The organism is Pseudooceanicola aquaeponti (assembly GCF_050897975.1).
Lineage (GTDB): Bacteria > Pseudomonadota > Alphaproteobacteria > Rhodobacterales > Rhodobacteraceae > Pseudooceanicola.
This window is the reverse complement of the sequence record NZ_JBPAXY010000008.1, coordinates 75,982-101,746: the sequence shown is the minus strand read 5'-3', so window position 1 is coordinate 101,746 and position 25,765 is coordinate 75,982. Positions and strand designations below refer to the sequence as shown.

The following is a 25,765-nucleotide window of genomic DNA, read 5'->3' as shown; positions in this document are numbered from 1 at the left end:
GCGTTGAGAGCGGGACCTCTGCCGGGGAATGTGATAGCGCGTTCGCCGTGACCGGGAGGAGGCCGCCGCCCGCTGGGGCAGGCAGACCGGCCGTGGTCACGACGGAGGCGGGCCGTGCCTGGCGGCATGGCCGGACCCAGAGAAGGAGGAAGGTCATGAACTTCAACGTCACGCTTGCCCGCGCGGCCCTGGTCGCCGGAACGGCCCTGGTCGCGCTGCCCGCCCTGGCACAGGACGCGCAACTGCCGCAGCGCCTGTCGATGACAACCTATGATGTCGGCTCGTCCGGCTATGCCCAGGCCGTGGCCCTGGGCAAGGCGATCAGCGACGGCTACGGCATCAGCCTGCGCGTTCTGCCCGCCACCTCCGACGTGGCGCGGCTGCTGCCGGTGAAACAGGGGCGCGTCGACCTGGCGCTGATCGGGTCCGAGGCCTACAACGCCTACGAGGGCACCGAGGCCTTCACCTCGCCCGAGCTGGGCCCGCAGCGGATCGAGCTGCTGGCCGGGGCCAATTCGTCCAACTGCTTTACCCTGGCGCTTCAGGGCGACAGCGACATCCAGACGGTCGAGGATCTGCGCGGCAAGCGCCTGGGCTGGGTCGTCAGCTCGCCCGCGCTTCAGGCCAATGTCGAGGCCTTCCTGGCCTTCGGTGGCCTGACCTGGGATGACGTGGAAAAGGTCGAGGTGGCCAGCTTCGGCGCCTCTTGGGATGCCTTCCTGAACGGCCAGGTGGATGCGATCACCACCCTGTCCACGACCACCTTCGCCACCCAGGCCGCGGCCTCGCCCAGCGGTCTTAAATGGCTGGCGCTGCCCGAGGCCGACAGCGAGGGCTGGGCCCGTCTGCAAGAGATCAAGCCGCAGTTCGCCCCGCGCACCGCGACCGTGGGCCCCAACATGTCCGCCGAGGCGCCGGTGGAATGCGCGGGCTTCCCCTATCCGGTGGTGGTGACCTATGCCGACAAGGATCCAGAGGTCGTCTACAACACCACCAAGGCCCTTCAGGAACAGTTCGACGCCTATTCCGAGGCCGAAAGCGGCCTGGCCGGGTTTGCCGGGGATCGCCAGAACTTCCAGTGGGTCGTGCCCTACCACCCGGGCGCCGTGCGCTACTGGAAAGAGGCGGGCCTGTGGTCCGAGGCGGATGAGGCGCATAACCAGGCGCTGGTCGCCCGCCAGGACGTGCTGAGCGCCGCCTGGGAAGCCCTGCCCGAGGCCGACCGCGCCGAGCAGTGGCCCGAGGCTCGCGCCAAGGCCCTGGCCGACGCCGGTCTCTGACCGGCGCGCGCCCTTCCGAAAGACGAAGCCCCGCCCGTGGTGACACGGGCGGGGCTTTTTGCTTTCCGGGGAGGGGGCGGTGCGACCGCAAGGCGCGGGGCGGTCTCAGCCCGGGCGCGCGGCGGCGGCCTCTGGGTCCAGCGCCAGCACGACCTTGCCGATCTGGGCGTTGGCATCCAGGATGCGGTGCGCCTCGGCCACCTCGTCGAAGGGCAGGACCGCGTGCAGGCGGGTGGTGATGCGCTCGTCCTCCAGCAGCGGCCAGACCTGCGCCATCAGGTCCCGGGCGATCGCCCCCTTGTAGGCGGCAGAGCGCGGCCGCAGGGTCGAGCCGCAGAGCGTCTGGCGGCGGCGCACCAGCTGGCGGAAGTTCACCTCGCCCTCGGCGCCCAGGTGGCTGGCGATCAGCACCACGCGACCGTCATAGGCCAGCAGGTCCAGCTGGCGCTGCACATAGGGCCCGGCCTGACCGTCCAGGATGACATCCATGCCCGCGCCATCGGTCAGGGCCATCAGCTCGGCCCCCCAGTCGCCGCGATAATCCACCGCTGCCGCACAGCCCAGATCCAGGCAGACCTGGCGCTTCTCGGCGCTGCCCGCGGTGGCATAGACCGTGGCGTCGCGCAGGTGGCGGGCCATCTGCATGGCCGCCAGGCCGACGCCGCTGGTGCCGCCCTGGATCAGCAGCCGCTCGCCCTGGGCCAGGCGGCCCAGCAGGAAGACGTTGTTCCAGGCGGTGAAGAAGACCTCGGGGAGCGAGGCGCCCTCGGCAAAGCTCAGGCCCCGGGGGATGGTCAGGCATTGCAGCGCCGGAACGGTGCAGAACTCGGCATAGCCGCCGCCATTGACCAGGGCGCAGACCGCCTCGCCGGGGGCGTGGCTGGTGACGCCGGGGCCCACGGCCTCGATCACCCCCGCCACGTCCAGCCCGGGCAGGTCCGAGGCGCCGGGCGGCGGCGGGTAAAGGCCCCGCCGCTGCTGGATGTCGGGCCGGTTGACCCCGGCGGCGATGGTGTGGATCAGCACCTCGCCGGGGCCCGGGGTGGGGCGGGGCCGCTCGGCCTGTTGCAGAACCTCGGGGCCGCCGGGTTCGCGGATCTCGATCACTTTCATGGCGCGCCTCTCAGTGGATCTTGACCGGGGCGGCGCGGCGGTTCTGCCAGCTGGCCAGGGCCAGGATCGGCAGGGCCACCACGGCTGCCGCCAGCACCAGGTCAAAGTCGCTCATCCCCGGGATGATGGTGGCGGGCAGGGCGATGGCCACCGCCGACAGGAACAGCAGCAGCCGCAGCGGGAAGGCATAGGCCCGCCCCGAGAACAGCCGCCCGACCAGGGGCACATAGCCCTGCACCGAACAGGCGAAGAGCGCGATGCCCACCACCGCCAGCGAGGTCGAGATCACCACCTGCAACGCCGTCCCTTGCAGCACCAGCGCGGGCTGGAAGGCGAAGAAGAAGGGGATGAAGTAGATGACGGAGCCGATCCGCATCGCCTCGAAGCCGGTCTGCATCGGCGGCGTCTTGGCGATCGAGGCGGCGGCAAAGGCGCCAAGGGCCACGGGGGGCGTGATGAAGGACAGCATCCCCCAGTAGAAGATGAACATATGCACCGCCATCGGGTTCAGCCCGACCTGCACCAGCGCGGGCGCCAGCAGGATGGCCAGGAAGATATAGGCGGCGGTCGAGGTCATGCCGACCCCCAGGATCAACCCGGTCAGCGCCCCCATCACCAGCAGGAAGATGGCAGAGCCGTCCGCCAGCCGTAGCAGGTCGTTCACCAGGGTCGCGGCGACGCCGGTCATCGACAGGGCGCCGACGATCATCCCCACGGCGGCCAGGATCGCCACCAGGTTGGCAAAGAGCATCCCCAGGCTGTCGATGAACTCGCCCAGTTCCTTGCGGCCCCAGCGGTGCTTCTTGGACAGGGCCTGGTTCAGCAGGATCAGCAGCGGGGTGGCATAGTAGGGCGCCAGGGCCTCGCGGCGCATCACCAGCAGCATGTAGATCAGCAGGGCGAAGACGAAGATGTAATACCAGCCCTCCTTCAGGGTCTGGCGCAGCGAGGGCAGTTCCTCGGCGGGCATCCCCTTGATGTCCTCCTTGCCGGCCATGGCGTCGATCTGCACGAAGAGGCCGAAGAAGTAGAGGGCCGAGGGGATGATGGCCGCCAGGGCCACCGTGCCATAGGGCACGTTCATGAAGCTGGCCATGACGAAGGCGGTTGCCCCCATCACCGGCGGCATCAGGGTGCCCCCGGTCGAGGCGCAGGTCTCGACCCCGGCGGCAAAGGTGCCGCGAAAGCCGGTGCGGCGCATGGCGGGGATGGTCATCACTCCGGTGGTCAGCACGTTGGTGATGACCGAGCCCGACATCGACCCCATCAGCCCGGACGAGAAGATCGCCACCTTGGCGGGCCCGCCCCGCACCCGGCCCAGCAGGGCGAAGGACAGGTTCATGAAGAAGGCCCCGGCGCCGGTCTGTTGCAGCGCCGCGCCGAAGACGATGAAGCCGATGATCAGCCCCGCGAAGGTACGCAGCGGGATGCCGAGGATACTTTCCGAGCCCATGGCGTGATAGGCCGCCGCATAGGGGGCCGGGCTGCCGAAACCCGAGATCGCGGTCGGCAGCATCTCGGTATAAAGCGGGTAGAGGGACATCACGCCGACGATCAGTGCCAGCGGCAGGCCACCGGCCCGGCGGCCCGCCTCCAGCACCAGGATCCACAGCGCATAAGAGAACCAGACCGCCGTTTCCGGCGGCGCCATTTCCCAGCCGCGCAGGGTGATGTTCATCGCATTGGCGAAGAAGTAGGCGCAGACCACCAGCGTCCCGCCCGACAGCAGCCAGTCGTACCAGGCGACCCGCCCGTCAGCCGAGCGGCCCGTGGCCGGGTAGACCAGGAACGCCACCGCCAGCGCCAGCGCCAGGATCGCGTAGTAGAACCGCATGTCGACCAGCGTGTAACCGACCAGGAAGCCCAGGTTGAACGTCTGGTTCACCGCCAGCACCAGCATCAGCACCGCCGCCAGCCGCACGAACCATTTCGCCGCTCCGAAAAGGGCGCGCGGTCCCGGTTCCCCGATCACCGCCGCCTGTTCACCTGCCTGGGGCTCTGCCGCGCCGGGCTGTTCTTGCGTCTTGTCCATTCTGTCCTCCCATGTCCCACGGGCTGCTGCGCGGAAATCCCGCTCAGTTCAGCGGAATATCCACCAGTCGCGACGGGTTGTCCCGCACAAGTTGGCGCACCTCGTCATCGGTGAAGCCCAGGGCCAGGCACAGCGCGATGGCCTGGCGCATCCCCTCTACCGGGGTGGGGTTGTCCACCTGGCCCAGGTCCGAGCCGATCGAACTGTTGGCGACGCCTGCCGCGCGGATGTCGGCGGCCAGCTCTTCGGGTTCGAAGACGTTGAACCGGCTGTCGATGTAAAGGCAGGCCGATTGCTCGATCAGCGCGCCGTAGGTCTCGGCGATCTCGCGGATGTCGTCATGGGTGAAATGCAGACCGTACATCGGGTGGTTGACGATCAGCCGCTTCACGCCGCGGGCCTTGGCCTCTTCGAACAGCTTCCAGATTTCCCAGACATGCAGGTGCCCCGAGGACAGGATGGCGTCGGACTCGGCGATGCTGTCCAGGATTTCCTTCACCGGGTCGATGATGGTGCCGTGATCGTCCAGCACCGTCAGCAGTTTCGGCGCCCGCAGCTGCACCTTGGCGGCCAGGCGGGTCTTGCGGAAATTGGTGCGGATGTGGTTGGCGGAATGGGCCGTCGGCATCCAGATCATCCGCGCGCCGTGCTTCAGGATCGAGTCGACGACCGCCGGGTTGAAGCCGCCAGTGGAATTGTTCAGCACCAGACCGCCGAACATGGCGACGTCCAGATGGCCCAGGGTGCGTTCCATGATCGGGATGATCGGCGACACGGAATAGTGGTGATCCTTGAACAGGATCCCCTTCATGCCGGCGGCGGCGGCCTGTTCCACGGCCTGGAAGTGGTCCACCTGACGGTCCATGATCGAGGGGCCGGAATGCACGTGCAGATCCACCGCCCCCTGCATCAGCGCATCCACGCGCTGCGCCTCAATTCCGGAAATCATCTCGCGCACCCGGGCGCGCCGCTCTTCGGTTCCCATCGGGACCTCCCTTGTCTGGCCGTCTTTGGCCGCGTCTGGCAAACGTCGGACCCTTGGGCCCGCTGTGCCTGCGACACTTACGTTGACACCGGGCACCCTCAACGTATGGATAGGGGCGTTTCGACAGGCGAAATGGAGGCGGCATGGGGATCAGGGCCATCGAGCGCGTTCTGGACGTGCTGGAAGAGTTGAACCGGCACCCGGTTTCGACCATCGCCGAGCTGCACCGCGCCACCGGGCTGCCGAAGCCGACGCTGGTGCGGATCCTTCAGACGCTCGAGGAAAAGGGCTATGTCGACAACGACCCGCGTCTGGGCGGCTATCAGGTGACGGCGCAGGTCGCCTCGCTGTCGGGGGGCTATCACAAGGAACCCATGGTGGTGGAGGCGGGCCGCCCCTGGGCGGTGGCCCTGACCCGGCAGCACCAGTGGCCGATCTCGATCGCGCTTTACGAGAATGCCTCGATCATCGTGCGCTTCTCGACCATTCCCGACAGTGCCATCTCACCCTTTCACCGCACGGTGAACATGCGCCTGCCGATCCTCACCCGGGGGCTGGGGCGGGCCTATTTCGCCTTCGCGCCGCAGGATGAACAGGATCTGATCGTCTCGATCCTGCAACGGTCCGACGACCCCGAGGATCGGGTGGCCCGAGCGCCTGCCAAGGTCGCCGCGATGGTCGAGGAGGTGCGCGCCCAGGGCTATGCCACCCGCCCCGAAGAGGTGCTGCCGAAGAATTCCGATACCATCGCCGTGCCGGTCTTCAGCCCGGCGGGGCGGGTGATCGCCAGCCTCGGCATGACCTATTTCCGCTCGGCCTTTCCCAGCGTGCGCACCGCCACGGCGCGCTATGCGCCGCTGCTGAAGAAGGCCTCGGCGGAAATCACCGTGGATCTGGAGCGGCTGGCCAAGGCCACCGGCGGCGACTAGGCCTGCCTTACCAGGGATCGCGCGGGTCGGTCGGCTTTGTCGCCTCTGGCTCCGGCTCCGGCTCCGTCTCGGCTTTGGCCTCGGCCGGTCCGGCGCGCCCCGCCGCCCAGCGGTTGAGGAAGGCCAGACCCGCCAGCGACAGCCCCAGGGCCAGGAAAGAGAAGACGCGGATCAGCCCGGTCAGCCCCGAGGCATCGACCAGGAAGACCTTGGCCACGGTCAGGGCGATCACGCTCATCGCCAGGCGGCGCAGCGCGACCGAGCGGCGGGCGATGGCGCGATACAGCAGCCCCGCCCCGATCAGCAGCAGGGCCACGGTATAGGTGTAAAGCTCGGGCTGGGTCACTCCGGCCACGTCCAGATCCGGGCCGCGCCACAGGTGACGGATCGCCAGGCCCAGCCATTGGCAGGCCAGGGCGGCGGCGGCGATGCCCAGGACCCGCCGCCAGGGCCGCGCCAGATGGTCGAAGCGCTGCGCCATGACGGCGAAGAGCAGCGCGGGCAGCCCGTAGGCCACGAAAAGCGTGTTGGCCAGCACCGGCCCCAGCACCTTGCTGCCGAAGGGGCCCATCGGGTGGAACAGGGTCAGGGCCAGCCCCAGGAAGACGGCGCCGACCAGCAGATAGCTGACGGTCATCACTCGGCGCAGCCAGCGCAGCGGCCCGCCCGCGCGCTGCCGCCAGATCAGGTTGGCGGCGGCCAGGAACCAGACCAGCCCGATCAGGCTGACCGACCAGTGCGACGGATCGGTGGCGTTCGGGGCCAGGGCCTCGATGGTGCGGTGGATCAGCACGCTGGCAAAGACCGCGGCCAGGGTGGCCGCGACGCTTTCGGTGGTGATCCGGGCCGCGACCCGCGCGCGTTTGCGCAGCAGGACCAGGGTGGCCAGCAGGGCTGCCAGCGCCCCGGCAAAGCCCGCGACCAGCTCGACCCAGGGGGCGGTCAGGGCCCAGCCCAGGCCGGGGTCGATCACCAGCCGCCAGCTGACCACAACCGCGCCCAGTTTCACGAACCACATCAGCGGCGCCATGTCGAACCGCCGGTCCAGCGCGGCTGCGGCCAGAACCGTCACCGCCAGGGCCAGGGTCAGGGCCACCTGACTCAGCATGACGACCAGGGCGAAGCAGATCATCGTCAGCGCCGCCAGCGTCGCCAGCGCGCAGCGCAGTCCCGGCCCGCCGTCGGCCCGGGCGAAGCGTTCCGCCAGCAGCCCCAGCCCCAGGGCGATCGCCGCCGCATGTAGCGCCCAGGGGTAGCGGCCCAGCACCGTGACGGGCTGCCAGAAGACCTCCAGCACCAGCATCATCAGCGGCGCCGCCAGCGCCGCTCCGGCGGCCCAGGCCAGGGGCCAGCGCGGGGCCAGGAAACTGCGCCGCGCCGCCAGCAGGCTGACCAGGACGGCGGCCCCGACCAGCCAGGAGGCCTCCAGCGTGATCGAGGTCTCGGGGCCGGGGGGCAGCTGGCTGCGGAAGGCGCGGAAGACCGCACCGCCGCCCTGCGCCTGCAAGACCGGCAGCGCCAGAAGGGCCACCCCGGGCAGGGCCGCCAGATCCTCCAGCGCGGGCGCGCGCCAGGCCCAGAGGGCGAGGGCCGCAAAGAGGCCCGTCAGCGCCAGGCAGGCGCCCCAGAAGGTGGCGGCGCTGTCACCCGAGACCAGCGTGATCGCGGCGGTGGCGGCCACCAGGCTGCCCGCCGCCAGGTTGGTGGGGAACTCGGGCCAGCTGGCGGGGCGCGCGGGGCGCAGGGTCTGAAGGACCGCCGTGCCGCCCTGGGCCGGGGCCAGCAGGCTGCGGGCCGGAACGGCGATTGCCGCCAGCGCCAGCGCCGCGCAGAGGCAGATCAGCCAGACGCCCTGGCCGATCCCCAGGTACAGCATCCAGGCCGCCCCCAGTCCCGCGCCCAGCGACAGCACGCTGACCCAGGCCCAGCGTCGGATCGTGTCGATCAGCAGGCCCGCCAGGGTGACGACCCCGAAATAGCCGTAGAACAATTCTGGCGCATCGCTTTGCCCGCCCACCACCAGCGGCGCCGCCATGGCGCCCAGCAGGCCGACCGCCGCCAGCAGCGGCCCCGAGAACCAGCCCAGCACCACCGCCAGCAGCGCCGTGGCCACCAGCCCGGCCAGAGCCGTGCCCGACCCGAGGATCTGGTACAGGTGCCGGGCGGCCAGGATGGCGGCAAACAGGGTGACGATCCCGGCCGAGGAGAAGACCGAGGGCAGATAGGCCGTGGCCACCGCGCCCTCGTCCCCCCAGCGTCGCCGCAGGTATTCCCCCGCGCCGACCAGGCACAGGCCGAAGGCCAGTGCGGCCCAGATCCGGGCGCGGGGCGACAGCAGGCCGCTTTCCACCCCGTATTGCACCAGAAAGACGCCGGCGGTGGCCAGCGACACCGCCGAGACAAGGTAGATCCAGTTCAGCTGGAGCCATTGGCCAAGCGCCGCCAGCTTCTCGCGCCGGAAGACCACCGCCCGCGGCGGGCCCTCGCGGGGTGGCGCCTGCGGCTTTGCCGGGGGGACGGGCGGCGCCGGGGTCTTCGCCTTGCCTGTACTCTGCCAGGGGCCGGGGGCGGCTTTGGCGGCGGGTGTCTCTGCCGCGATGCCCCGGGCGGCGGGCGTGGCGCCCGGGCGCTGCGCCGCCAGCTCGGCCCGCAGCGCCTGCATCTGCTCTTCCAGCGCGCGCAGCCTGCGGCCCTGGTGCCGCGCCCAAAGGGTCAGGCCGATCAGCGCCAGCGGAATGGCGGCCAAAAGCGCGATGCCCAATCCGATCATCAGATCACCCCCCAGTTGCTACGGGACCCACGGTTCGACCGACCATACAGGCGGGTCTTGCCGGGTCAACGCGCCCCGGGCGGCGCGCGCGGCGCGGCGCCTAGTCGGTCTGGTCCACATCATAGCGCTTCAGGTGATCGCGCAGCACCTCGACCACCCGTTCGGTGGCCAGCGAGGGCGGGCGCGAGGCGGGCAGCAGGATCCAGACGTTCATCGTCGTCAGCGGCACCACCGGGCGGCGCACCAGCTTGTCCTCGCCATAGCCCAGCCCGACGAAGGGCGGCACGATGGACACCCCCGCGCCCCCGGCGACGAAATCGCAGGCGGTTTCCGACATCGGCACCTCGACGATGGACCGTTTCTGCACCCCGCGCAGCTGAAACGCCCGGTCGATGGTCATGATCGAGCAGTCGTCCCGCGCCAGCCCGACAAAGGGCTCGTCCTTCAGATCCTCGACCCGGATCAGCCGCTTTTCCGCCAGCCGGTGCCCGGCGGGCAGGGCGCAGATCATGGCAAAGCGCATGGCCAGCTCGGATTTCACGTTGGGATGTTCGAAGGGCTGCACCGTCAGGCCGATGTCGATCTGCTGACCCTCGACCAGCTCGGCAACCCGGGGGCTGGAATGGCTGGCGATCGAGATGTGCATCTTGGTCTGTTTCGCCATCAGCGGGCCCAGGGCGTGGGCCAGAAAACGGGCAGACAGGGCGGGCGGCGCGGCAATCGTCACCTCGCCCCACTCGCGATCCCGCACCGCGCGGGCCAGTTTCTGGATCCGGTCCGTGCCCGAGAACAGCCGCGACACCTCGGAGGCCAGAAGCTGTGCATCCGAGGTCGGCAGCATCCGCCCGCCGCTGCGGGTGAACAGCCGGAAACCACAGCTTTCCGAAAAGGATTTCAACAACTTGCTGACCGCAGGCTGCGAGATGCCCAGGCGTTCCCCGGCCAGGGTGACAGAGCCTGTCTCCATCACCGCGTGAAAGGCTTCGAGTTGTCTGATGTTCACGGGCTGGGGCCTCCGTCCGGGCTGCAATATGAGGTTTAGTTATGACGTCGCGACAAATAGAGATTTGACAATCATGTTACGGCACGGCTCGCATGGCGTCATCCGGAAAAGCTCGCCCGAGCAAGCCATGGCTGCCCAATTCGCCATACAGGAAGGTACTGAAATGAATAAATTCGCATATCTCTGCGGCGCGGCGGCGCTGGCGCTGTCGGCGCCTGCGGCCCAGGCCCAGGTCCTGACCGTCTGCCTTGAAGGCGCACCCGAGACCTTCAACCCCGAGCTGACCAGCAACGGCACCACCGCCTATGTGCTGGGCCAGATCTACGACGGGCTGGTCTCGGTCGAACGGGGCGGCTCGGAAATCGAGCCCGCCCTGGCCGAAAGCTGGGAGGTCTCCGAGGACGGGCTGACCTATACCTTCACCCTGCGGCAGGACGTGGCCTGGCAGTCGAACGCGGCCTTCAGCCCCACGCGGCCCTTCAACGCCGATGACGTGGTCTTCACCTTCCATCGCATGATGGACAGCGAAGATCCCTTCTATGCGGTCTCGGGCGGCAACTACCCGACCTTCAATGCCAAGCTGGCCGACAATCTGGCCTCGGTTGAAAAGGTGGATGACCACACCGTCGCCTTCACCCTGACCAAGCCGATGGCGGCCTTCATCGGCACCATGGCCCATGGCTCGCTCGGCATGACCTCGGCCGAATATGCCCAGGCGATGATGGACGCGGGCACGCCCGAACAGCTGGACCTGGCGCCCATCGGGACCGGGCCGTTCCAGCTTCAGGCCTATCAGACCGACGCCATGGTGCGCCTACTGCCCTTCGCGGACACCTGGGGCGCGGCGCTTGGCGACGACCTGCGCACGCCGATGGTCGACGCGGTGGTCATGGCAATCTCTGGCGACGCCACCGTGCGCCTGCAACGGGCGCTGGCGGGCGAATGCCTGATCGGCCTTTACCCCAACCTGGCCGACAAGGAGACGATCGAGGCCTCGGAGACCGTCGAGGCGGTGCAGACCCCCGTGCCCTCGACCGGGATGCTGCATTTCAACTTTGCCGAGGAGCCCTTCCAGGATCAGCGGGTGCGCCAGGCCCTGGCCCAGGCCATCGACATGGAGAACTTCGTCGAGGTGATCTATTCCGGCATGGGCCATCTGACCGGCGCCGTGGTGCCGCCCGCGCTGTGGGGCACTGCCTCGGACATCGGCCCGTGGGAGTATGACCCCGAAGAGGCCAAGCGCCTTCTGGCCGAAGCGGGCTATGCCGACGGCTTCGAGACCGAGGTCTGGGCCATCCCGGTGTCGCGTCCCTACATGCCCAACGGGCGCCGCGCGGCCGAGATCGTGCAGGCCGACTGGGCCGAGGTGGGCGTGGACGTGTCCATCGTGACCTACGAATGGGCTGAATACATCCAGCGCGCCCGCGCCGGTGAGGCCAAGGTGGGCATGTTCGGCGGCATCTACGATTTCCCCGATCCCAGCCAGATCCCCAACAACTACCTGACCTGCCAGCCCGACGGCTCGACTGCGCCCTCGAACATCGGCAACTGGTGCGACGACCGCTTCAACGCGGTCATGACCGAGGCCGGGTCGATCACCGACCAGGACGCGCGGATCGCGCTTTACCACGAGGCACAGCAGATCGTGCATGACGAGGTGCCGGTCATCGTACTGGGCGGGGCCGATACGATCACCGCGGTCAATACCTCGGTGCAGGGCTATGTGCCCGCCGTCTTCGGTTCGTCCCGTCTGTCGGGGGTGACCGTCGAATGAAAGTGACAGTGATTGGCGCCGGGATCCTCGGCGCCAGCACGGCCTACCACCTGGCCCTGTCGGGGCATGAGGTGACCGTGATCGACCAGGAACACCAGGGCAAGGCGACCCTGGCGGGGGCAGGCATCGTCTGCCCCTGGGCCACCAAGGCGGATGAGCCGGAGTGGTACAAGATGTATGCCGCAGGCGCCGCCTACTATGACGCGCTGGTCACCGACCTGGCGGCGCGTGGCGAAAGCGACGTGGGCTACCGCAAGGTGGGCGCGCTGGTCACCGCCGAGGATCCGGCGGAGTACGACGCCGCAGGCGAGCGGCTGGCGCTGCGCACCGCCGAGGCCCCCGAAAGCGGCGGCTTCGAGGAAATCACCCCGGCCGAGGCCCAGGCGAAGTTTCCGCCGATCAACCCCGCCTTCAAGGCCTTCTGGGTGCCCGGCGGCGCCCGGGTGAACGCCCGCCAGCTGGCCCCCGCCATGGTCCGCGCGGCGGTGGCCCTGGGCGCCACCTTCCGCAGCGATTACGCCACGCTGGAGCTGGAGGGCACCAGGGCCCGGGTTCTGGACGGGCAGGGGCGCGAGATCCCCTCGGACCAGATCGTGGTCACCGCGGGCGCCTGGGCCAGCCAGATCCTGGCGCCCCTGGACCTGACCCATCCGGTGAAGCCGCAGCGCGGGCAGATCCTGCACTTCGGCATGAAGGGCGCGGATACCTCGCGCTGGTCGGTGCTGCTGCCCATGGCCAGCCACTACCTGCTGGCCTTCGACGACAGCCGCGTCGTGGTCGGCGCCACCCGCGAGGATGGCTCCGGCTTTGACTACCGCGTCACCTGCGAGGGCCAGCACGAGGTGCTGAGCGCCGCGCTGCGCTACGCCCCGGGCCTGGCGGATGCCACCCTGCTGGAGACCCGCATCGGCTTCCGCCCCGCGCCGCCCGAGTTCCGCCCCATCCTGGGCCCCGTGCCGGGGATCGAGGGGCTGATCCTGGGCAATGGCCTGGGCGCCGCAGGGCTGACCATTGGCCCCTTCGCGGGCCGCCAGCTGGCCCGCATCGCCACCGGCGAGACGCCGGAAGTGACCCTTGCCCCCTACGCCCCCGCCGCCTGAGCGGGGGAGCAAACCAATACACGACCAACGAACGGACAGACCAAATGATCCAACGCCACAACGCCCGCCCGCATCTGCACGGCGCCTCCGTCCACAACGGGGTGATCTATTGCTCGGGCCACGCCGCGACCAACCTCGACCTCGACATGAAGGGCCAGACCGAAGAGATCTGTGCCAAGCTGGACACCCTGCTGGCCGAGCTGGGCTCGGACAAGTCGAAGATCCTTCAGGCCCGCGTCTACCTGTCGGACATGACCGCCAAGGCCCAGATGAACGAGGCCTGGATGGCCTGGATCGACGCCGCCGACATGCCCTCGCGCGCCGCCATCGGTGGCTGTGACCTGGGCGACCCCAAGCGCCTGGTCGAGATCGTGGTGACCGCTGCGGTCGGCTGACCCCTGCCCGACGAAGATCCCGCGCGGCCCATCTCCCCCAGTTGCCGCGCTGACTTCCGGGCCGCCTCGCCCTTCGTGGCGGCCCGGATTTGTCCCCAGAACGCCTTGCCCGAAAGGACGCCCCTTGTTCCGTTACCTCCTCGGAAAGCTCGCGGTTCTGATCCCGACCTTCTTCGGGATCACCATCGTCGCTTTCGGGTTCGTCCGTGTCCTGCCCGGCGATCCGATCATGCTGATGGCCGGCGAACGCGGCCTGACGCCGGAACGCCATGCGCAGCTGATGGCGCAATACGGCTTCGACCGCCCGCTGTGGCAACAGTACCTGTCCTATCTCGGCGACCTCTTCCAGGGCGACCTTGGCACCTCGCTGGTGACGCACCGCCCCGTGGCCGAAGATTTCCTGACCTTCTTTCCCGCCACGATGGAGCTGGGCCTGTGCGCCATGCTCCTGGCGGTCTGCATCGGCCTGCCCCTGGGGGTGCTTGCGGCGGTGAAACGCGGCAGCTGGTTCGAGCAGATCTCGATGTCGGCGGCCCTGGTGGGCTATTCGATGCCGATCTTCTGGTGGGGCCTGCTGATGATCATCCTCTTCTCCGGCACCCTGGGGTGGACGCCGGTCTCGGGGCGGATCTCGCTGATGTACTATTTCCCGCAGGTCACCGGCTTCATGCTGATCGACAGCCTGCTGTCGGGGCAGGCGGGGGCCTTCCGCTCGGCCGTGCTGCACCTGATCCTGCCCTCGGTGGTGCTGGCCACCATCCCGGCGGCCGTCATCGCGCGCCAGTCGCGCTCGGCCATGCTGGAGGTGCTCTCCGAGGATTTCGTGCGCACCGCCAAGGCCAAGGGGCTGGGGCCCGCGCTGGTGGTCGGGCGCCATGCGCTGCGCAACGCGCTGATCCCCGTGGTCACCGTGATCGGCCTTCAGGTCGGCTCGCTCATGGCCGGGGCCATCCTGACCGAGACGATCTTCTCCTGGCCGGGCATCGGCAAGTGGATCGTCGATTCCATCTCGAAACGCGACTACCCGGTGGTGCAGGGCGGCCTGCTGGTCATCGCCGCCGTGGTGATGATCGTGAACCTGATCGTGGATCTGCTTTATGCCGTCATCAACCCGAGGATCCGACATGGCTGATCCCGCGACCCTGACCCCCGCAGACGAACCCGAGCGCGGCACCACCCGCGACGCCCTGCGCGCCTTCTGGGCCGACTTCCGCCGCAACCGCGGCGCCGTGATCGGCCTGGCGGTGATTGCGCTGCTGGTGCTGGTGGCCTTGCTGGCCCCGCTTCTGGCCCCCCATGATCCGACGCAGCAGTACCGCGACGCCCTGCTGGTGCCGCCCGCCTGGCAGCCCGAGGGGCAGGGGGCCTATCTGCTGGGCACCGACGCCCTGGGCCGCGACATCCTTTCGCGGCTGATCTTCGGCGCCCGCTATTCGCTGCTGATCGGGCTGATGGTGGTGACCATCGCCCTGACCGGCGGGATCACCATCGGCGTGATCTCGGGCTATTTCGGCGGCTGGGTGGATACGGTGATCATGCGGATCATGGACGTGATCCTGGCCTTCCCCTCGCTGCTGCTGGCGCTGGTGCTGGTGGCGATCCTCGGCCCCGGCCTGACCAATGCGATGGTGGCCATCGCCCTGGTGCTCCAGCCGCATTTCGCCCGTCTGGCCCGGGCCAGCGTGATGAACGAGAAGACCCGCGAATATGTGGTGGCCGCCCGCATCGCCGGGGCCTCGAACCTGCGGCTGATGCTGCGCACCATCCTGCCCAACTGCCTGGCGCCGCTGATCGTGCAGGGCACGCTGTCCTTCTCGACCGCGATCCTGGATGCCGCCGCCCTCGGCTTCCTGGGCCTGGGCGCGCAGCCGCCGACGCCCGAGTGGGGCACCATGCTGGCCGACGCGCGCGAGTTCATCCTGCGCGCCCCCTGGGTGGTGACCTTCCCGGGGCTGGCGATCCTGACCACCGTGCTGGCGATCAACCTGTGCGGCGACGGGCTGCGCGACGCGCTCGACCCGCGCCTGAAAAGGGGCTGAGAGATGACGACGCTTCTGGAAATCCGCAACCTTACCGTCACCTTCGACACCTCCAACGGGCCGCTGCGGGCGGTTTCGGGCATCGACCTGCATGTCGATGCGGGCGAGGTGCTGGCCATCGTCGGCGAAAGCGGTTCTGGCAAATCCGTGGCCATGCTGGCGGTGATGGGCCTGTTGCCCGATACCGCCACGGTCACCGCCGACATGATCCGCTTTGACGGCACCGATCTGCTGTCCCTGTCGCCGAAGGATCGGCGCCGGATCATCGGGCGCGACATCGCGATGATCTTTCAGGAACCCATTGCCTCGCTCAACCCGGCCTTCACCGTGGGCCTGCAAATCGGCGAGGTGCTGAAAAAGCACCAGGGCATGAACCGCGCCGCCCGCCGGGCCCGCACCCTGACCCTGCTGGAGGCCGTGGGCCTGCCCGACCCGGTGGGCAAGCTGCGCGCCTATCCGCACCAGATGTCGGGCGGCCAGTGCCAGCGGGTGATGATCGCCATGGCCATTGCCTGCGCGCCGAAACTGCTGATCGCGGATGAGCCGACGACCGCGCTGGACGTGACGATCCAGAAACAGATCCTCGATCTGCTGATCGAATTGCAGGAGGCCTCGGGCATGGGTCTGATCATGATCACCCACGACATGGGCGTGGTGGCCGAAACCGCCGATCGCGTGATCGTCCAGTACCAGGGGGTGAAACGGGAAGAGGCCGATGTGCTGTCCCTCTTCGAGGCGCCGCAGGACAGCTATACCCGCGCGCTGCTGTCGGCCCTGCCGGAACGGGCGACGGGCGGGCCGCTGGCGGGGGTGGATTTCTCATGAGCGGTTACGTGCTGGAGGCCAAGGGCCTGATCCGTGATTACCCGGGGCGGGGCGGGCTGCTGCGCAAGGCGGCCCCCGTGCGCGCGCTGAAGGGGGTCGATCTGGCGCTGGAACAGGGCACCACCCTGTCGGTGGTGGGCGAGTCGGGCTGCGGCAAGTCCACCTTGGCGCGCATCCTGACCCTGATCGACCCGGCCACGGGGGGCGAGCTTTTCATCGACGGCCAGGCGGTGGACATCGCCCGCCACCGCCCCTCGGCAGAACTGCGGCGCAAGGTGCGCATCGTCTTCCAGAACCCCTACGGCTCTCTCAATCCGCGCCAGAAGGTGGGCGATGCCCTGGGCGAAGAGCTGTTGCTGAACACCGGCCTGTCGGCAGAGGACCGGCGCCGCAAGGTGGGCGATATGCTGGAACGGGTGGGCCTGCAACGGCCCCATGCGGGGCGCTATCCGCATATGTTCTCGGGCGGGCAGCGACAGCGGATCGCCATTGCGCGCGCCCTGATGGTCAACCCGCGCATCCTGATCCTGGACGAGCCGGTCTCGGCGCTGGACCTGTCGGTACAGGCCAAGGTGCTGAACCTGCTGGCCGATCTGCAACAAGAGTTCGCCCTGTCCTACATCTTCATCAGTCATGACCTGTCGGTGGTGCGGCGGATCTCGGACCAGGTGATCGTGATGCAGGCGGGCGAGGTGGTCGAGCGCGGCCCCCGCGACGCGGTCTTCGGCGCCCCCTCGCACCCCTATACGCGGCAGTTGCTGGCCGCGACGCCCTCCACCGACACCCAGGCCATCCGCGCCCGGCTGGCACGCCGCGCCGCGCAACGCGCCGAACAGACCCCCTGAAAGGAGCCCCAGATGCTGGACGACGACAAGGACGTGCGCCGCGACGACCGCTATGCCACGACGCAGAAATACGCCTCGCTTCAGGGGATCCGGGCAGCGGCGCGGAAGAACCTGTCGGACATGGTGTGGAACTACATGCACTGCGGCACCGGCGACGAGGTGACGGCGCGGGCCAATGTGGCGGCCTTCGACGACTACCTTTTCGAGGCGCCGCTGTTTGCCGGGGTGGCGAACCCCGACACCTCGACCCGGGTGCTGGGCCATGACCTGTCCTTCCCGGCCTTCACCGCGCCCTTTGGCGGTGGCGAGACGCTGTTCCACCCCGAGGGAATGTGCGCCGTGGGCCGCGCGGCCCATGCGGCGGGGATCAAGCAGTTCGTGCCGGTGGCCGCCGGTCATTCGCTGGAAGAGGTGCGCGCCGCCTCGCCTGCGGCGCTGGTCTTTCAGATGACCTTCGTCGGTGAGGAAAGCCAGGTCATCGACATGATGCACCGCGCCAAGGATGCGGGCTACGAATACATCTGCGTCACCTATTCCCCGATCCGCCAGTGGCGCGAGCGGATGATGGAAGACCGTTTCTCGATGCCCGGCGCGGGCAAGCCCGCCAACTTCGGTCCGGGGCTGTCGGATGCGGCGATGATGCGCGAACTGCTTGATTTCACCGGGCCGCGGTGGAGCTGGGATCAGGCCGCCCGCGTCATTGCCGCCGCGCCGCTGCCCTGCATCGTCAAGGGCGTGACCAGCCGGGCCGATGCCACGGCGGCGCTGAAGGCGGGCGCCCAGGGCCTTTACGTGTCGAACTACGGCGGGCGCACCATCGACCGGGAACCGGCCTCGATCTCGACCCTGGCCGAGGTGCGCGACGAGGCCGGCCCCGACGTGACGGTGGTCTTCGACAGCGGCATCCGGCGCGGGTCCGACATTGCCACCGCGCTGGCCCTTGGCGCTGATGCGGTCCTGCTGGGCCGGGCCTGTGCCCTGGGCCTGGCCGCCGATGGCGAGGCGGGGGTGAAGCGGGTGCTGGATCTTCTGAAGGATGAATTCTGGACCACGTTGGGCCACCTGGGCTGCTCGACCGTTGCCGACCTGACGCCCGCCGTCTTCCGGGCGCGGCCATGAAGGTTGCGGTTCTGGGCGCCGGGGCCATCGGCGCCAATATCGCCCATCGTCTGGCGGTGCGCGGCGCCGAGGTGGTGCTGATCGACGGGCAGGCCCCGGCGGCGGGCACCAGCGGCGCGTCCTTCTCGTGGCTGTCCTCCTTTCCACAGCTCGCCTGGGCCGAGGATCCGGGCCGCCGCGCCCTGCGCCTGTCGGTCAACGCCCGGTTCGACCGCCTGTCGGAAGAGCTGGGGGGAGACTGGCTTGACTGGTGCGGCACCCTGACGGTGGAAAGCGCGGTGCCCGATTTCGACGCGGCGGTGGCCCGCTCGACCGAGGCGGGGGCGCAGATCGAGGTGCTGGGCACCGGCGATCTGGCGCGGATCGAACCGCAGTTGCGCCTGCCCGAGGGCGAGAGGGTGGCCTTCGAGCTGCGCTCGGGCTGGGTGGATGCGCCCGCGATGATCGAACAGCTGATCCGCGTCTTCCGCCTGACGGGGGGCACCCTGCACCTGGGCCAGCCGGTTACCGCGCTGCGCCGCGAGGGCGGGCGCGTCCGTGGCGTGACCCTGGCCGATGGCCGCCAGGTCGACGCCGATCTGGTGGTCAATGCCGCCGGCGCCTCGGCCAGCCATATTGCCGCCATGGCCGAGCTCTCCATCCCGATGGAGCTGGTGCCGGGCCTGATGCTTTATGCCGGGGCGGGGGCGCCGGACCTGCCGCGCCATGTGATCAACGGCGAACGCTGGCTGCTGCGCCCCGATCGGCGCGAGGGCACGGCGATCCACTGGCGGGGCGAGGGGCTGACGGCGCTGCATGGCAACAACGGCGCCGATGGCCCGGCCATGCTGGCGGATGTGGCCCGCGCGGTGCCGGGCCTGAGGGGCCTGCGGCCCAGCCGGGAACGCATCGGCATCCGCGCCATTCCCTTTGGCGGGCCGGTGATCGGCGCGCTGCCCTGGTTGTCGGGCTATTACAGCGCCGTCTCCCATGGTGGCATTGGCTGGGGGCCGATCTGGGCCGACCTTGCCGCGCGCGAGATTCTGGACGGCGAGGCCGTGCCCGAGCTGGCCGGGCTGCGCCCCGACCGCTTTTACATGGATGTGCCCGGGGCCTGAAACGGCCGTTGCCGCCCCGCGCCCGGATCGGCGCGGGGCGTAGTGCCTACAGGACCTTGGCCAGGAACTCTTTCATCCGCTCGGATTTCGGCGCGGTGAAGACCTGTTCCGGCGGGCCCTGTTCAACGATATGGCCCCCCTCGAAAAAGACCACCCGGTCGGCCAGTTCCCGGGCAAAGCCCCATTCGTGGGTCACAACGATCATGGTCATGCCCTGCTGCGCCAGATCGCCCATCACCGCCAGAACCTCGCCCACCAGTTCCGGGTCCAGCGCCGAGGTCGGCTCGTCAAACAGCATCAGCTTGGGTTTCATCGCCAGGGCGCGGGCGATGGCCACGCGCTGCTGCTGGCCCCCCGACAGCTCTTTCGGATAGGCACCTTCGCGCTCGGCCAGGCCGACCCGCGCCAGCAGCTGCCGGGCGCTGGCCTCGGCCTCGGCGCGGCGTTGACCCCGGACCGAGATCGGCGCCTCGACGATGTTTTCCAGCACGGTCATATGCGGGAACAGGTTGAAGCTTTGGAACACCATGCCGATGTCGGCGCGCTGGCGGTCGATGCCCGCCTCGGGCAGTTCGCGCAGTTCCAGCCCGCGGCGGGTGCGCCGCTCGCGATAGCCGATCAGCGCGCCGTCCACTTCGACCCGGCCTTCCTGGAAGACCTCCAGCCGGTTGATGCAGCGCAGGAAGGTGCTTTTGCCCGAGCCCGAGGGGCCGATCAGCGCCACCACCTCGCCGCGGTTGATGTCCAGGTCTAGGCCCTTGAGCACCTCATGGGTGCCAAAGCTTTTGCGCAGGCCACGAATGCGGACGATGGGGCTTTGGGCGGTGTGTTCCGCGATGGTGTCGGGGGCGGTATGGTCCAGCATCTCAGGTCTCCGGGTCGGTCTCGGTGGCGCCTGCGGGCGCGGGACGGGTGGCAGAGGCGGGGAAGACGGCGCGCCAGGCGCCGGTCAGCCGGGCCCGCATCGGGGCCGCGCTGTTGCGGGTGGCCCCGCGCGAGAAATGCCGTTCGACGAAATACTGCACCACGGCCAGGACGGTGGTCACCACCACGTACCACAGGGTCGCCACCATCAAGAGCGGCACCACCTGGAAGGTGCGGTTATAGACCGCCTGGGCCGAGTAGAGCAGATCGCCCACGGCGATGACGCTGACCATCGAGGTGCCCTTCAGCAGGCCGATCAGCTGGTTGCCGAAGGCCGGCAGGATCGAGCGCATGGCCTGGGGGATCACGATCCGGGTCATCTGGCGGCGGCGCGAGATACCCAGGGCCGAGGCGGCCTCGAACTGGCCCTGGTCCACCGAGAGGATGCCGCCGCGCACGATCTCGGCCGCATAGGCGCTTTCGTGCAGGGTCAGGGCCAGGATGGCGGCGCCGACGGGGGTGATCAGGTCGTTGGTATCGCCCACCCAGAAGGGCGGCAGCAGGGGCAGGCCCAGGCGGATTTCCGGCAGCAGATAGGCCACGTTGAAGGTGAAGAGGATCAGCACCAGCAGCGGGACCGAGCGGAAGAACCACACGTACAGGAAACTGACCGCTTGCAGCACCGGGTTCTTCGACAGCCGCGCCACCGCCAGCAGCGTGCCCAGCACGAAGCCCAGCACGATGGTCAGCGCGGTCAGCCAGATCGTGGCCCAGAGGCCCAGCAGGATGGTGCGCGAGGTGAAATAGCGCCCCACCACGTCCCACTGGAAGCCGGGGTTGGCTGCGATGTTCCACAGCAGATCCACCAGCAGGCCGATGACAAGGATGCCAACCACGGCGCGGATCGGGTGGCGGCGGGGTTTCAGCGGGGCGGTGATGGGGCCGTCCTGGGGCGCGCTGCTCATGCCGCGCTCCGGCAGGCGATCAGCTCGACCTCGACGCGGGCGCCCTTGGGCAGGGCCGAAACCTCGATGACCGAGCGGGCCGGGGCATGGGCGCCGAAACAGGCGGCATAGGCCTCGTTGATGGCGGCGAAGGCGGTCATGTCGGTGACAAAGACGGTGGTTTTCAGCACGTCGTTCAGGCTGGCGCCCGAACTGGCCAGCACGGCGCGGGCATTGGCCAGGGCCTGGTGCAGTTCGGCGGCGGGGCTGTCGCCCACCAGGGCGCCGCTGGCCGGATCGAGGGGCAGCTGGCCCGAGACGAAGATCAGATCGCCAAAGGTCGTGGCATGGGAATAGGGGCCGATGGCCGCCGGGGCCTCGGGACTGTCGATCAGGGCGGGTGTCATTTCGGATCCTTGGGGGAGGGGGGAGAGGAGGAGGAAGAGGAGGTCGAGGTGCCCGCCGCAGCGCGCACCTCGTTGAGGTAGTTGTAGATCGAGTGGCGGGTCACCGAGAGGGCGGTGGCCAGCTGCGGCACGGATTCGCGCAGCATGAAGAAGCCCTCGTTTTCCAGCCGCTCGACGATGGCGATCTTGTGGGTGCGGTGCATCACCTCGGGCGCGATGCCGATCTCGTCGATGGCCCGCGACAGCAGCTCGCGGCGCAGGCTGTCGACGTCCACCGGATAGCTTTCGCCGCTTTCGCCCTCGCTCATGCCCAGGGGGGGCAGGTCGGCGGCGCGGGCATGGGTGCCCGACAGGTTCCATTCGGCAAAGGCGCTGACATGCTTCCACTCGGTCACGTCGATGTTCACGCACAGGCAGCCCAGCACAGTCTCGCCGTCGCGGATGAACATCGTCGAAGAGCGCAGGGTGCGCCCCTCGCCGGTGGTCGACATGTAGTTCAGGCTGTCCTCGAAATCCTCGGCGCGGATCTTGCCCAGCAGGAAGTTGGTCGTCGGCCCCCCGGTGTCGCGCCCGGTCAGCGCGCCTGCGATGGCGACGATCGAATTGGGCACCCGCGACAGGTCATGCACCACCACCTCGGCCCGGGGGCCAAAGGTCGCCGCCAGCCCCGACACCATGCCGACGGCCTGCGCCAGATTGGGGTGAAGCTCTTGCAGCGGAAGGGATTTCAACTCGGTGGACATGCGGTTTCTCCTGCTCGGAAAGGGCAGCGTCATTTCGACGGACGCTCGATCAGGAGGCATAATGCGCGGGCCGTGCAGAGGCGTCTACCGGACTCGGTCTCGATGACCACCTCGTAAGAGGCACTTGTCTTGCCAAGGTGCGCGGCGCGGGCGGTGGCGATGACCCAGCCCTCGCGGGCCGAGGCATGGTGGCTTGCGTTCAGCTCGACACCGACGGCGATCTTGCCGAACTGCGCCGCGTGCAGCACCGCCGCACGCGAGGCGGTGCTTTCCGCCAGCATGGCCGAGGCGCCGCCCGCCAGCAGGCCGAAGGGCTGGCGGTTGGGGGCCACGGGCATCCGGCAGACATAGGTCTTGGCGCCCTCGGCGACGGTCTCGATGCCCATGGTCTCGGCCAGGGGGGTGAAATCGGGGGTCGGGGTCATGCGGGGGCCTCGGCGCTGAGTTCGGACAGGGTACGGGCGGTGGCGGCGATCTCTTCGGGGCTGGTGAAAAAGCCGCAGGACAGGCGCACGGGATAGGCGCCGGGAACGTCGCGGGCCGCCAGCCGGGCCTGGCCGAGGGCGCGCAGAACGGCGCCCGCCTCCCGGCCCGCCATGGCAAGAGAGACGAGGCCCGAAGGTCCGCCCTCGGGGGCAAGGGAGAGGCCGGGGATGTCGGCGAGGGCGGCGCGCATGGCGCGGGCCTGGGCGGCGGTGGCGGCGGTCAGCTCGGCCTCGCTGCCCTGGGCGGCGCGCCAGGCCAGGGCGGCCTCCATCCCGGCCCAGATCGGTTTCGCCAGGGTGCCGCGCTGAAGGGCGGCGGCGGTTTCGGGCAGCGGCCCGGCACCTGCCAGCAGCGCCCGCGCCTCGGAGGCCACGTAAAGCGCGCCCGCGCCTTCGGGGCCCATCAGCCATTTCTGCCCGGGCCAGGCGTAGAAATCGACGCCCAGGGCAGGCAGGTCCAGCGCCAGGGCGCCTGCCGCCTGGGCCCCGTCGACCAGCAGCGGTACGGCGCGGGCCCGCGCGGCGGCGGCGATTTCAGCCAGGGGCAGGACACGCCCGCAGGCATAGCCCACATGGGAGAGCATCAGCAGGGCGATGGCGGGCCGGTCCATGGCCGCCTCCAGCCGGGGGCGGACCTCGGCATCGGGGGCGTCTTGCAGCGCCACGCGCTCGACCGTCAGGCCATGGCGGGCGGCGAAGGCCTCCAGCAGGTCCAGGGCGGCGGGATGTTCCAGATCGCTGGTCAGCAGCCGCGCGCCGGGGGCGAAGGTCATGCGTTCCAGTACCAGCGACAGCCCGTCGACGGTGCCCGAGGTCAGCGCCACCTGATCGGGTGCGGCCCCCACCAGGGCGGCCAGGCGGGCACGGCAGGCGGTGATCATCTCGTCGATCTTCATGAAGCGCTTGCCCGAGATGCGGCCACGATCCTCGTCCTCGGTGATCGCCTGGCGCATGGCATAGGCGGCGGGGGCGGGCATCGGGCCTGCGGTGCCGGTGTTCAGATAGCCCAACCGGGCCACGGCGGGCAGGTCGGCGCGCAGGGCGGTCAGATCACGCATCGCCACGCCCTCCGGCAAAGCGGGCGCTGGCGGCCATGGCCTCGTCGCCGGTGGCCAGGTCCGGCAGGATCTGGTCCGCATAGGCGATGGCATCGCCCAGGCTATGCGCCCCGCCGTTGCGCAACTGGCGCAGCCAGGCCAGCGTCGCGGCCAGGGCCTGTGGCGCGGTGGCGGACAGTTTCGCGGCATAGGCCCGCGCGCCGTCCAGCGCCGCGCCCTGGGGTGCCCTGCGGCTGGCCAGGCCGCAGGCCTCGGCCTCGGCGGCGCCGATCCAGTCCTGGCCCAGCACCAGCCGCGCCGCCAGGGCGGGGCCAAAGCTGCGTGCCAGCAGGAAAGAGCCCATGATGCAGGGGCGCCCGGCGCTCAGCTCGGGCATCCCGATGCGCGCGCCCTCTGCCACCACGATCAGGTCGCAATGCAGCGCCATTTGCAGCGATCCGCCCGCCGCCACGCCCTCGATCGCCGCGATCAGCGGCTTGGGGTAGCTGGCCAGCTTCTGCTGGGTGCCTTCGTAAAGGGCGTGCTGTTCCTCATGCTCGGCCGCGCTTAGGGTCGCGGCCTCCTTGATGTCCAGCCCGGCGCCAAAGGCCTTGTCGCCCGCGCCGGTCAGGATCACCGCGCGCACGCTGGTGTCGCGGGCCAGATCGTCCAGCGCCGCATCCAGCTTGCGCATCAGGCCCAGGGACATGGCGTTGCGCCGTTCGGGGCGGTTGAAGGTCACGGTGGCCGCGCCGTCGCGGATCTCGATCAGAAGCTCGGTCATTGGGCCGCCTCCAGGCTGAATTCGGCGCGCAGGGCGGCGCCGTCGGCGTCGATGGCGCGCACCTGGCGGGGCAGGCTGCGGTCGTCGAAGCCGGCAAAGCGCAGCGGCGGGCGGATGATCCGCAGGGGCGAGCCGTCGACGTTGGAGGCATCGACCACCGCGCCATTGGCCGTGACCTGGGGCGTGGCGATGACCTCGCGGTAGTCCTTCACCTGCCCGGCGGTGATGCCTGCGGCGTCGAACTGCGCCAGCCAGTGGGCGGCGCTTTCGGTCATCAGGATCTCGGACAGGGCGGCGTTCAGGGCGGGGCGGTTCTCGACCCGTTCCTTGACGGTCAGGAAGCGCGGATCCTCAATCCACTCGGGGTGGCCCAGGATGGCGCAAAGCTTTTTCCAGTGGGGCACGATATGCGCCGACAGGACGATCTGGCCGTCGGCCACCGGGTAGACATCGGCGGGCGCGGCATAGGCGGCCTTGTTGCCGACGCGTGGTGGCACGATGTCCGAGGCCAGGAATTCGGCATATTGCTGCGCTTGCAGGAAGATGCCCACGTCCAGCATCGAGGTGCGCACCGTGTCGCCTTGGCCGGTCCGGGCGCGGCCCAGCAGGGCGGCCAGGATGCCTGCGCTCAGCAGGGCGCCAGAGGCGGCGTCGATGATCGGCACCCCGGCCTTGGTGGGTTCCTGATCGGCATCGCCGGTCACCGACATCAGCCCGGTTTCGGCCTGCAACACGATGTCCACGCCGCCGCGCGCCTGTTCCGGGCCGCTGGCGCCGAAGGCCGACAGGCCCGCATAGACCAGGCCGGGGTTCTCGGCCCGCAGCGCCTCGGCGCCCAGGCCAAGGCGGTCCATCACCCCGGGGCGGAAGGCCTCGACCACCACGTCGGCGCTACGGCACAGCCGTTTGGCAAAGGCCAGGTCGTCCGGGTCCTTCAGGTCCAGCGCGATGGTTTCCTTCATCACGTTGAAGGCGGCGAAGGTCGGCGCGGTCGGCCCGCCCCCGGCCTCTTTCGACCGGGTCAGGCGCATCGGGTCGCCCTCCTTGCCTTCCACCTTGATGACCCGGGCGCCCAGGCTGGCCAGCAGGTCGGTGGCGCAGGGCCCGGCGATCAGGCGCGAGAAGTCGATGATTGTGATCCCCTGAAGGGGCGCGGTCGTGGTGTCGGACAAGGGAGGGGCCTTTCTGGAGAGAG

24 protein-coding genes are annotated in these 25,765 nt (G+C 69.4%); 11 read left to right on the top strand and 13 right to left on the bottom strand.

Translation table 11 applies throughout. The features are described 5' to 3' along the window. The first annotated feature begins 155 nt into the window (after positions 1-155). Complete coding sequence (locus tag ACRARE_RS19500) at positions 156-1,280, top strand: TAXI family TRAP transporter solute-binding subunit (RefSeq protein WP_432658146.1); 1,125 nt, start codon at positions 156-158, stop codon at positions 1,278-1,280. A gap of 105 nt (positions 1,281-1,385) precedes the next feature. Here ACRARE_RS19500 and ACRARE_RS19495 read toward each other — a convergent pair whose 3' ends face one another. Genes ACRARE_RS19495 through ACRARE_RS19485 form a run of 3 tightly spaced genes read right to left on the bottom strand, consistent with a single transcriptional unit; the run spans position 1,386 to position 5,410 of the window. Beyond that, on the bottom strand, positions 1,386-2,393 hold the full coding sequence (locus ACRARE_RS19495; protein WP_432658145.1) for an NAD(P)H-quinone oxidoreductase: 1,008 nt from the start codon (positions 2,391-2,393) through the stop codon (positions 1,386-1,388). 10 nt (positions 2,394-2,403) lie between these two features. After that, on the bottom strand, positions 2,404-4,425 hold the full coding sequence (locus tag ACRARE_RS19490) for a TRAP transporter permease (protein WP_432658144.1): 2,022 nt from the start codon (positions 4,423-4,425) through the stop codon (positions 2,404-2,406). A gap of 43 nt (positions 4,426-4,468) precedes the next feature. Then, entirely contained in the window at positions 4,469-5,410 is a 942-nt protein-coding gene (locus tag ACRARE_RS19485) for a DUF6282 family protein (RefSeq protein WP_432658143.1), read from the bottom strand. 143 nt (positions 5,411-5,553) lie between these two features. On the opposite strand from ACRARE_RS19485, the gene ACRARE_RS19480 reads away from it, so the two are divergent. Then, a complete protein-coding gene (locus ACRARE_RS19480; protein ID WP_432658142.1) occupies positions 5,554-6,339 on the top strand; it encodes a DNA-binding transcriptional regulator in 786 nt (261 codons plus the stop codon). A 7-nt stretch (positions 6,340-6,346) separates the two neighbouring features. On the opposite strand, the gene ACRARE_RS19475 is transcribed toward ACRARE_RS19480, so the two are convergent. Both ACRARE_RS19475 and ACRARE_RS19470 read right to left on the bottom strand, forming a co-directional pair. Continuing rightward, positions 6,347-9,109 (bottom strand): DUF2339 domain-containing protein, encoded by a 2,763-nt coding sequence (locus ACRARE_RS19475; RefSeq protein ID WP_432658141.1) that lies wholly within the window; start codon positions 9,107-9,109, stop codon positions 6,347-6,349. Between the two features lie 100 nt (positions 9,110-9,209). Next, positions 9,210-10,112 carry a LysR substrate-binding domain-containing protein gene (locus ACRARE_RS19470; protein WP_432658140.1) on the bottom strand — a complete coding sequence of 301 codons (903 nt, stop codon included), beginning with the start codon at positions 10,110-10,112 and terminating at the stop codon, positions 9,210-9,212. A gap of 163 nt (positions 10,113-10,275) precedes the next feature. Between ACRARE_RS19470 and ACRARE_RS19465 the strand changes: the two genes are divergently transcribed. The 9 genes from ACRARE_RS19465 to ACRARE_RS19425 all read left to right on the top strand — a co-directional run bounded on the left by ACRARE_RS19465 (position 10,276) and on the right by ACRARE_RS19425 (position 19,306). After that, positions 10,276-11,886: an ABC transporter substrate-binding protein gene (locus ACRARE_RS19465; protein WP_432658139.1), complete on the top strand. Its 1,611-nt coding sequence runs from the start codon at positions 10,276-10,278 to the stop codon at positions 11,884-11,886. Further along, positions 11,883-12,986: an NAD(P)/FAD-dependent oxidoreductase gene (locus tag ACRARE_RS19460; protein ID WP_432658138.1), complete on the top strand. Its 1,104-nt coding sequence runs from the start codon at positions 11,883-11,885 to the stop codon at positions 12,984-12,986. Before ACRARE_RS19465 ends, ACRARE_RS19460 begins: the two co-directional genes overlap by 4 nt. 44 nt (positions 12,987-13,030) lie before the next feature. Next, positions 13,031-13,381, top strand: a complete 351-nt coding sequence (locus ACRARE_RS19455; protein ID WP_432658137.1) for a RidA family protein — start codon at positions 13,031-13,033, stop codon at positions 13,379-13,381. A 124-nt stretch (positions 13,382-13,505) separates the two neighbouring features. After that, positions 13,506-14,513: an ABC transporter permease subunit gene (locus tag ACRARE_RS19450; RefSeq protein WP_432658136.1), complete on the top strand. Its 1,008-nt coding sequence runs from the start codon at positions 13,506-13,508 to the stop codon at positions 14,511-14,513. Further along, a complete protein-coding gene (locus ACRARE_RS19445) occupies positions 14,506-15,420 on the top strand; it encodes an ABC transporter permease subunit (RefSeq protein WP_432658135.1) in 915 nt (304 codons plus the stop codon). Before ACRARE_RS19450 ends, ACRARE_RS19445 begins: the two co-directional genes overlap by 8 nt. Before the next feature lie 3 nt (positions 15,421-15,423). Next, positions 15,424-16,245, top strand: coding sequence for an ATP-binding cassette domain-containing protein (locus ACRARE_RS19440; RefSeq protein ID WP_432658134.1), 822 nt, complete (start codon positions 15,424-15,426; stop codon positions 16,243-16,245). Next, positions 16,242-17,090, top strand: a complete 849-nt coding sequence (locus ACRARE_RS19435; RefSeq protein ID WP_432658133.1) for an ATP-binding cassette domain-containing protein — start codon at positions 16,242-16,244, stop codon at positions 17,088-17,090. The genes ACRARE_RS19440 and ACRARE_RS19435 overlap by 4 nt, the downstream gene beginning before the upstream one ends. A gap of 12 nt (positions 17,091-17,102) precedes the next feature. Then, a complete protein-coding gene (locus ACRARE_RS19430; protein WP_432658132.1) occupies positions 17,103-18,209 on the top strand; it encodes an alpha-hydroxy acid oxidase in 1,107 nt (368 codons plus the stop codon). Next, complete coding sequence (locus ACRARE_RS19425; RefSeq protein WP_432658131.1) at positions 18,206-19,306, top strand: NAD(P)/FAD-dependent oxidoreductase; 1,101 nt, start codon at positions 18,206-18,208, stop codon at positions 19,304-19,306. Before ACRARE_RS19430 ends, ACRARE_RS19425 begins: the two co-directional genes overlap by 4 nt. Before the next feature lie 46 nt (positions 19,307-19,352). On the opposite strand, the gene ACRARE_RS19420 is transcribed toward ACRARE_RS19425, so the two are convergent. The 8 genes from ACRARE_RS19420 to ACRARE_RS19385 are packed head-to-tail and all read right to left on the bottom strand — an operon-like array spanning position 19,353 to position 25,742. After that, complete coding sequence (locus tag ACRARE_RS19420; protein ID WP_432658130.1) at positions 19,353-20,171, bottom strand: amino acid ABC transporter ATP-binding protein; 819 nt, start codon at positions 20,169-20,171, stop codon at positions 19,353-19,355. Between the two features lies 1 nt (position 20,172). Further along, complete coding sequence (locus tag ACRARE_RS19415) at positions 20,173-21,135, bottom strand: amino acid ABC transporter permease (protein ID WP_432658129.1); 963 nt, start codon at positions 21,133-21,135, stop codon at positions 20,173-20,175. Then, complete coding sequence (locus tag ACRARE_RS19410) at positions 21,132-21,521, bottom strand: RidA family protein (protein WP_432658128.1); 390 nt, start codon at positions 21,519-21,521, stop codon at positions 21,132-21,134. Before ACRARE_RS19410 ends, ACRARE_RS19415 begins: the two co-directional genes overlap by 4 nt. Then, positions 21,518-22,264, bottom strand: a complete 747-nt coding sequence (locus ACRARE_RS19405) for a helix-turn-helix transcriptional regulator (protein ID WP_432658127.1) — start codon at positions 22,262-22,264, stop codon at positions 21,518-21,520. The genes ACRARE_RS19410 and ACRARE_RS19405 overlap by 4 nt, the downstream gene beginning before the upstream one ends. A 29-nt stretch (positions 22,265-22,293) precedes the next feature. After that, positions 22,294-22,689 carry a PaaI family thioesterase gene (locus tag ACRARE_RS19400; protein WP_432658126.1) on the bottom strand — a complete coding sequence of 132 codons (396 nt, stop codon included), beginning with the start codon at positions 22,687-22,689 and terminating at the stop codon, positions 22,294-22,296. Next, on the bottom strand, positions 22,686-23,807 hold the full coding sequence (locus ACRARE_RS19395) for an aminotransferase class V-fold PLP-dependent enzyme (protein ID WP_432658125.1): 1,122 nt from the start codon (positions 23,805-23,807) through the stop codon (positions 22,686-22,688). The genes ACRARE_RS19400 and ACRARE_RS19395 overlap by 4 nt, the downstream gene beginning before the upstream one ends. Beyond that, positions 23,800-24,570, bottom strand: a complete 771-nt coding sequence (locus ACRARE_RS19390; protein WP_432658124.1) for an enoyl-CoA hydratase/isomerase family protein — start codon at positions 24,568-24,570, stop codon at positions 23,800-23,802. Before ACRARE_RS19390 ends, ACRARE_RS19395 begins: the two co-directional genes overlap by 8 nt. After that, positions 24,567-25,742 (bottom strand): CaiB/BaiF CoA transferase family protein, encoded by a 1,176-nt coding sequence (locus tag ACRARE_RS19385; RefSeq protein ID WP_432658123.1) that lies wholly within the window; start codon positions 25,740-25,742, stop codon positions 24,567-24,569. The genes ACRARE_RS19390 and ACRARE_RS19385 overlap by 4 nt, the downstream gene beginning before the upstream one ends. Positions 25,743-25,765: the final 23 nt, after the last annotated feature.

Coding starts and splice junctions, on each gene's coding strand:
- ACRARE_RS19445 (WP_432658135.1), top strand. CDS start 14,506: ATGGCTGATCCCGCGACCCTGACCCCCGCAGACGAACCCGAGCGCGGC.
- ACRARE_RS19455 (WP_432658137.1), top strand. CDS start 13,031: ATGATCCAACGCCACAACGCCCGCCCGCATCTGCACGGCGCCTCCGTC.
- ACRARE_RS19420 (WP_432658130.1), bottom strand. CDS start 20,171: ATGCTGGACCATACCGCCCCCGACACCATCGCGGAACACACCGCCCAA.
- ACRARE_RS19405 (WP_432658127.1), bottom strand. CDS start 22,264: ATGTCCACCGAGTTGAAATCCCTTCCGCTGCAAGAGCTTCACCCCAAT.
- ACRARE_RS19425 (WP_432658131.1), top strand. CDS start 18,206: ATGAAGGTTGCGGTTCTGGGCGCCGGGGCCATCGGCGCCAATATCGCC.
- ACRARE_RS19400 (WP_432658126.1), bottom strand. CDS start 22,689: ATGACCCCGACCCCCGATTTCACCCCCCTGGCCGAGACCATGGGCATC.
- ACRARE_RS19480 (WP_432658142.1), top strand. CDS start 5,554: ATGGGGATCAGGGCCATCGAGCGCGTTCTGGACGTGCTGGAAGAGTTG.
- ACRARE_RS19430 (WP_432658132.1), top strand. CDS start 17,103: ATGCTGGACGACGACAAGGACGTGCGCCGCGACGACCGCTATGCCACG.
- ACRARE_RS19460 (WP_432658138.1), top strand. CDS start 11,883: ATGAAAGTGACAGTGATTGGCGCCGGGATCCTCGGCGCCAGCACGGCC.
- ACRARE_RS19490 (WP_432658144.1), bottom strand. CDS start 4,425: ATGGACAAGACGCAAGAACAGCCCGGCGCGGCAGAGCCCCAGGCAGGT.
- ACRARE_RS19435 (WP_432658133.1), top strand. CDS start 16,242: ATGAGCGGTTACGTGCTGGAGGCCAAGGGCCTGATCCGTGATTACCCG.
- ACRARE_RS19440 (WP_432658134.1), top strand. CDS start 15,424: ATGACGACGCTTCTGGAAATCCGCAACCTTACCGTCACCTTCGACACC.
- ACRARE_RS19500 (WP_432658146.1), top strand. CDS start 156: ATGAACTTCAACGTCACGCTTGCCCGCGCGGCCCTGGTCGCCGGAACG.
- ACRARE_RS19495 (WP_432658145.1), bottom strand. CDS start 2,393: ATGAAAGTGATCGAGATCCGCGAACCCGGCGGCCCCGAGGTTCTGCAA.
- ACRARE_RS19485 (WP_432658143.1), bottom strand. CDS start 5,410: ATGGGAACCGAAGAGCGGCGCGCCCGGGTGCGCGAGATGATTTCCGGA.
- ACRARE_RS19465 (WP_432658139.1), top strand. CDS start 10,276: ATGAATAAATTCGCATATCTCTGCGGCGCGGCGGCGCTGGCGCTGTCG.
- ACRARE_RS19395 (WP_432658125.1), bottom strand. CDS start 23,807: ATGCGTGATCTGACCGCCCTGCGCGCCGACCTGCCCGCCGTGGCCCGG.
- ACRARE_RS19415 (WP_432658129.1), bottom strand. CDS start 21,135: ATGAGCAGCGCGCCCCAGGACGGCCCCATCACCGCCCCGCTGAAACCC.
- ACRARE_RS19475 (WP_432658141.1), bottom strand. CDS start 9,109: ATGATCGGATTGGGCATCGCGCTTTTGGCCGCCATTCCGCTGGCGCTG.
- ACRARE_RS19410 (WP_432658128.1), bottom strand. CDS start 21,521: ATGACACCCGCCCTGATCGACAGTCCCGAGGCCCCGGCGGCCATCGGC.
- ACRARE_RS19390 (WP_432658124.1), bottom strand. CDS start 24,570: ATGACCGAGCTTCTGATCGAGATCCGCGACGGCGCGGCCACCGTGACC.